General features: G+C 42.0%; 7 protein-coding genes. All 7 read right to left on the bottom strand.

Annotated elements, in window-relative coordinates; all coding sequences use genetic code 11:
- Positions 1–258, bottom strand: a 258-nt coding sequence (locus G461_RS0121625; protein WP_026973415.1) for an IS5/IS1182 family transposase, incomplete at its 3' end; no start/stop codon positions are given.
- Positions 259–633: 375 nt separating this feature from the next.
- Positions 634–927, bottom strand: coding sequence for a hypothetical protein (locus tag G461_RS26195; protein ID WP_157360392.1), 294 nt, complete (start codon positions 925–927; stop codon positions 634–636).
- An 11-nt stretch (positions 928–938) separates the two neighbouring features.
- Positions 939–1,409: a hypothetical protein gene (locus G461_RS0121620; protein WP_026973414.1), complete on the bottom strand. Its 471-nt coding sequence runs from the start codon at positions 1,407–1,409 to the stop codon at positions 939–941.
- A 549-nt stretch (positions 1,410–1,958) separates the two neighbouring features.
- Entirely contained in the window at positions 1,959–2,429 is a 471-nt protein-coding gene (locus G461_RS0121615) for a hypothetical protein (protein ID WP_026973413.1), read from the bottom strand.
- Between the two features lie 797 nt (positions 2,430–3,226).
- Entirely contained in the window at positions 3,227–3,667 is a 441-nt protein-coding gene (locus G461_RS0121610; RefSeq protein ID WP_026973412.1) for a hypothetical protein, read from the bottom strand.
- A 131-nt stretch (positions 3,668–3,798) separates the two neighbouring features.
- Positions 3,799–4,146, bottom strand: coding sequence for a hypothetical protein (locus G461_RS0121605; RefSeq protein WP_026973411.1), 348 nt, complete (start codon positions 4,144–4,146; stop codon positions 3,799–3,801).
- A gap of 526 nt (positions 4,147–4,672) precedes the next feature.
- Positions 4,673–4,963, bottom strand: a complete 291-nt coding sequence (locus tag G461_RS0121595) for a hypothetical protein (RefSeq protein WP_026973409.1) — start codon at positions 4,961–4,963, stop codon at positions 4,673–4,675.
- Positions 4,964–6,000: the final 1,037 nt, after the last annotated feature.

The following is a 6,000-nucleotide window of genomic DNA, read 5'->3' as shown; positions in this document are numbered from 1 at the left end:
AACATCCATCAGACGAAATATCGAGTTGATAAATCCTTCCAGCGCTCGCAGAGGTAGCTTAAACACGCCCTTAATCATGAGCGCGGTGCTGATGGCTGAGTCACTGTACGTATTGCTACGACCTCGGCGACCAGAAGGGTGTTGGTTGTACCAATGCTTGATAGCCGCATCGTCCATCCAAAAGGTTAACGAGCCTCTTTGAGTTAAGGTGTGATTGTACTGTTTCCAATTGGTGATTTTGCCCTTGGCGGTGCCCATAGTGCGACCTGATAGTAGGGTTTAACGATCAGATCGCAGATGAGCGAATAGGTTCAATTCTATTTAGGCAACAACGCCCCTTGAAGCTCTACCGACGGCCCAACTTCGCCGCCGAGCCCAAGGCCGGCTCTTCCCCTTACAGAAAATGAGACTCTCTCTTTCATCCTATCCAAAAGCCTCTTGGAACCCTCTTGCTCATTAAACAAGTTGGCCAAAGCCCCGGTCTGAGCCCCATTCCTAAAAGAACCGCCCGCAAAATGACTCAACGCACCACCCGCTAACGCGGCTACCTCGACATTCCCAAAATCAATGCCTGCAGCTTCAAAGCCCCATCCGCTAAGGCCAATAACTCTCCGCCGAGTAAAGTCATTTTCATCATGAGAAGATTGGAGTAGATAGCACCGGCCATTGCCAAACTAAAACACAAATGGTACACACAATTAGAGATACAAGAAGGAAAAGTCTTTCAGCTTTATGCTCTCGGCCCAGAGAAGACGCACCTATACCAATAGGCAAACCAAAAGCCATCTCGACTAAAACCACAGACACACCACTTAAGCAAATAACCACCCCCATCAAATCATCATCTAAGTTATAAAACTGAGAGAATAAAATGTGGTAAATCGTTAAAAAAAACGCCAAAGAAAAAAACTTAACAATATAGTTCAAAATTAAAACCTTTAGTGATCATCAATAATAATCCCACCAATTGAATTGGTAAGGCCACCTGCCTCAATTGCCCAGTCAGCTTTGCTCATATGGTAAAACTTTCGATCAGGAAGAATCACCTTTCCACTCTGAATCATAATCTTTCCTGTAGCCGCTCTGACTGAGGTACCCATGTCAACTACTGCGGACGTAACCTTAGCCCCTTCTTCTGACATACTAGCGTATTGAAGGCTTCCCTCTAACCAATTAGATTCGGTAATGGCTGTTTGCATATTGTCAATACCTTTAGCCATCAACACCATGCCGCCCTTACATGCAAGCCCAAGGGAGACTTTACACATTGCTGCTCCTGCTAGCATTTGCGAGCCTCCGTCAATAAAAGTCATTACTCTTGGACCATAACCAGTAACGAAATCGCCAACAGAGATCGCGAAGTCGGACAATTTGGAGATGCCTTCTTGCTCATTAAACAAATTAGCCAAGGCCCCGTTTGAGCCCCATTCCTAAACGAGCCGCCCGCAAAGTGACTCGACGCACCACCCGCTAACGCGGCTACCGCGACGTTCCCAAAATTCACACCTGCCGCTTCAAAGCCCCGGCCTTTACCTAGGCCGTTGTCACCGGTAGTAAGGCCTTTCGCGAAGGCACTACTCAAAAACCAGCCCCAAAACTGTCGCCCTTCATCACAGTCAGGCTCCCCCCGTCATGCCATGCACGAACGAGCGCCCCCACGGCGAGCCACCGAACGTCTTACCGATATAGCCCGAGCTATTGCCTAGCGCCTGACCTACACCCGCAAACACACAGGATGTCAGACCCGTAAAAATAGTCGCGCTCGAGCATGTGCAGCTCAGGACAGGTCACCTCTACTGGCTTTTTGAATCAGTCTGAGATTCACCCACTTGAGTGATCGAGATAGGTATTATGGATATCCTGCTAACTTGATTTCATATCACGCTTATGTAGCAAGTAACGCTCTCTTTAGGTTCAAAGTTATGTGTGGCGTGATATGGTTGCTCGTCATCACACCCTCAAGCTCTGAGATGTAAAGCTCTTTTGCAGCCTAAGTAAAACAAAATACTAATCAATAACGCGGAAAAAACTCCAGAAACCGCAATTGCAGAGAAAACAACCAATGAGTAAAATAGATAATGAGGTGTATTTTTATGATTTATAAATCTCGCCAAGAAAAAATACAAGCCACCCACAAATAGTATAACAGCGGGTCGTAGTACTAGAAGATTAAAAGTCACCCTTCGCTGAACATCAGGGCTTTGAGTGCTTTCAATATAGGCATCATTTAGCTGTTTCATTTTTTCAAATTGCTGTTCAGTCACTAATCCACCAGATGCAAGACTTTCATAGTACTCATTATAGTTCACCCCCTCCTCAGTTCGCATAGTACCTAATTCAACCTCAACACTGTTCAATACTTTGCCAACAGCAAAAGATAATAAACCAACAAAAATAATTCTGGAAAATTCGCGCAAGTAGCTGGACATATTCTAAATCCTGTAGTTTTTGTTTTAACTCCTCGACTTGCCTCAATACTTTGGAGCCAGTAGGAGCAATATCAATATCACCAATAATAGTAGAGCTAAAATCGTTCATGTTAACTCGGTATTCCGCAGTAATAGGAGCCTCTTCCTTTAACTCACAACGACTGAATGTAGTTATTTCCAACTGAAAGTCGACGGACAAAGACTGCCGTCCCAGACGCGTAGCTACTGCGTCTAAATGATATGTGGATATCCTGCTAGCTAGCTTCTATTCTACAGCGCCTAACTTAAATGGAGCGACCAACTCATGCCAATAGTAAATTGTCAACACAGCCGCCAAAAAAACATAATAACAACCATAAACCACCTTGCTCCACCTGCACCTGGTGGGATTTTTCCTGCACCAAACCCCATGCTCTTGCCTGACAGCAATTCATAAATTAGTTTAAATAACACACCCCATATAAAAATAATAAAAAAAGGACGGTTGTTATCATAAAATAAAATAGTTACATATAAAGCCAACGCACAGTATATGAAATAAACTATAACAATCACAAACACCTACAAATACTTACGCCAATTACACAACACGTTTAAACAAGCTAACATTTCGCCGCTCAACGGCAAATCAAACCACAGCCAACACCGCAATAAATTGCAGAAATCCAAAAATACTAATGACATAAAAAGTAGAAGACCTTTATTTTTTTTGATAGCTCTTGGTTGCTCTCAACTTCACATGAACCATTTTGTCAAATCAACCAGCTTGCTGCTATTTGTGACTAAGTGTGGTTTCCCTAACAATCTCCAAAAAAGTCTTCCAAAAACTGCCTTGCCTCACCAGAGTAGATCACCAAGTAATCTGGATTTATGGAAATTTGATAAACAATCTCATCATTGTGAAGGAGCTCGTAAACATACGCCCCCCTTATACAGCCAACTCTATTGCCAAGCCCCTCATTTTCAGCGCGCCCCTGACTAAAGAAGAAGAGGACGGACCCTGTGCTTTTCTTTTTCATTGCGTAGACATCAAGCAGTTCGCTATTGTCAATAACAACTAGCTGTGAGGTTGGGGATTCTTGATTTAAAAATACTTGATAGCCATCAGGTATTGGCCAAGTACCATCGCTCCACGCATACTCATTTGCAACCCCATTCAGAGCAACCATCAATAGCAAAAAACCAAGATATTTCATTACATTAACATTCATAACCGCTAAAAATTTAGTACGAACCACACACGATTTACGAGTATCATATGCAAGTCTCCATGCGAAGCTACGTGCTTTTAGGTTTCAGTATCCTGATCCGTCTTAAAGTCACCAACAGATACAATACCTCGATGTAAAGTCATACATGTCAACCCCAATCAACTCGCATCCAACTCACTAATAACAAATGGAATCAGCACCAGTACAGCAACAATCAAAAAGAGGCTTGAATAGAAAGTTTTCGAGCACGCATAAGCTAGCTTAGACAAACGCGTATCTTCAAGTTTACCTACTCGTCCGCGATCATGAACAAACTCCATGAATTGGTCTGCAACCTTGGAGTAATCAGGGCCTCGAAACTCATCTAATCGCAACGCTTTCCAATGATTAAAATGCTTATTTTTTTTAAGCCGAGATTTGACAGCAATCAGAAGAGCTACATGCAAGCCTGCAGACAACACCCCTAAAAAAAACATGAAAATAAAAAGAGACTGAAAAACCAACATACTCCTGATCAACAATCTCCTCACTCATAACCAAACAAAAACATATACAATAAGAAAATTCAAAGCAATAAACGAGACCATGGATACTTTATAAAGCGTCCAGCAACGGCGAATAATCTTCAACAAGTGCTCATCATCTATACCATTGCCATCGTTCTTTAGAAATTTTAAAAAACTTCCGTTGTTTGATATGGTGTTATTTTTAATAAAGTGCGGACTACCTAAATCCCGCCAGCATTCAAAGTGCTGTTCCTCCAAGCGCCTTTCCACCTTCCAAATCATCAATAAATACAGTAGTATCGTTAAGGTAACGAAAGGTATAAGCATGCAAATTAGAGTAGCAAGAATCATCTCCAACATTAAATCGCCTCACGTTCAAACATTAAAATCATCATAAATACCATTCTATCGCTTAAGCAACAAGCGTTACGCCCTTCCCAAATCTAGGGTTAAACAGTAAGGATTAAGCTGAACCTAAATATCCCACCTCTGTAATCGGCACTTATAGAAAACTATCAGCAGCTCACTAAGAAATGAACTTATAAACGAACACAGAGCCCACCAATAAAAACGTCACCAAATAATAAACCTTTATAGCAGCTTTAAGATCACCAAATAACTTGATACTATGTTGAGAAGTCAACTCACACCCTAAACTCTGCTCGAACCCCATCGCAAAGCTCTGGATGCAGGCATAAAGATGGGCGGTGCCTTTTTCATAGTTCTCTAAGGCTGCAATTTTATAGGACAATCTCAGCGCATAAATCGCATATACAACTGAGAATGCCAATTGGAAAAACATTACGTAAATAATCATTCGCCACACTTATCAATCAATAATTATTATGCTTACTTTATTTATCAGTCAGCTAAGCCATAGTCAAAACTAGGAAGAAACCTCATTGAAGCGTACCTAACCCCCTTTCCTTTTACGTAGCGTGCCACTATTTCTCAGTGCATAGTTACCGACATAGATAGAGAAAACCATCATTCCGATTCCACTTGAAACCCCAAGCCCGCTTACAACAAGAAAGACAGAAGTAATAAACACCCAAATCGCTAAAGAGATCGAGATTATTTTCATTAGCATCTTCATTTTAAGTAACTCACTAAGTGATTTTAAAAGCATTAGACTAGAGGCCAGCCAGCCCAAGCTTAAGGCTTAACCTAGAAGCTCCAGCCTTGAGCTGCTTTCCAATATGAGCTTCAGTGCCCTAGCGCACCAACTAAGGCGCGTTTCAGCTGTAAGACCAACAGTAAAAAGCGCGGATTTTATACCCATTCCCCTCGTCATTCCACCGAAGATAATCCCACCAAAACCTAAGCAGATAGGGCCGATACCACAAATAACCCTGCACACCAAGATGATTCACTAGCCATCCTTTTGATAACTAGAGAAAAGTTGCCGCTAAGGTCATTTTTACATAGATATTCAGCACTATGGGTATAGTGATTTTGATTCGGCTCATTTTTCTACGCTAGCTCCAACAGTTAGGCGTTTCTGGTGGTCACAACTGTCGGTTAGTACACGCTCGCATTCGTATTGATAGGTCTTACATCTGCAGTGAATTCATACCTGACAAATCCGAATATAGTTAAGTCCATCAGCATCAACCTCGCTGACATAGGGGTGCACCTGAATTACCAAGTACTTACTCCCTGTAAGATAAACCCTATCTCTTCGAGTACTCGCCCCTTTGCTTTCTCAACTGAGTTGAATGCGGACTAGAAAAATGGTGATTCTCGTAGAAATACTCATAGGGAGTACTTTCCTTATATATTTTCAGTGAATTATTCAGTGTAAATCACCCAGTTATTAGTGGCAGTAACTGATTGATATAGATAGCTTAATAT

The organism is Aliagarivorans marinus DSM 23064 (assembly GCF_000429485.1).
GTDB lineage: Bacteria > Pseudomonadota > Gammaproteobacteria > Enterobacterales > Celerinatantimonadaceae > Aliagarivorans > Aliagarivorans marinus.
This window is presented reverse-complemented; position numbering and strand designations above follow the sequence as displayed.

Coding starts and splice junctions, on each gene's coding strand:
- G461_RS0121615 (WP_026973413.1), bottom strand. CDS start 2,429: ATGTCCAGCTACTTGCGCGAATTTTCCAGAATTATTTTTGTTGGTTTA.
- G461_RS0121605 (WP_026973411.1), bottom strand. CDS start 4,146: ATGTTGGTTTTTCAGTCTCTTTTTATTTTCATGTTTTTTTTAGGGGTG.
- G461_RS0121595 (WP_026973409.1), bottom strand. CDS start 4,963: ATGATTATTTACGTAATGTTTTTCCAATTGGCATTCTCAGTTGTATAT.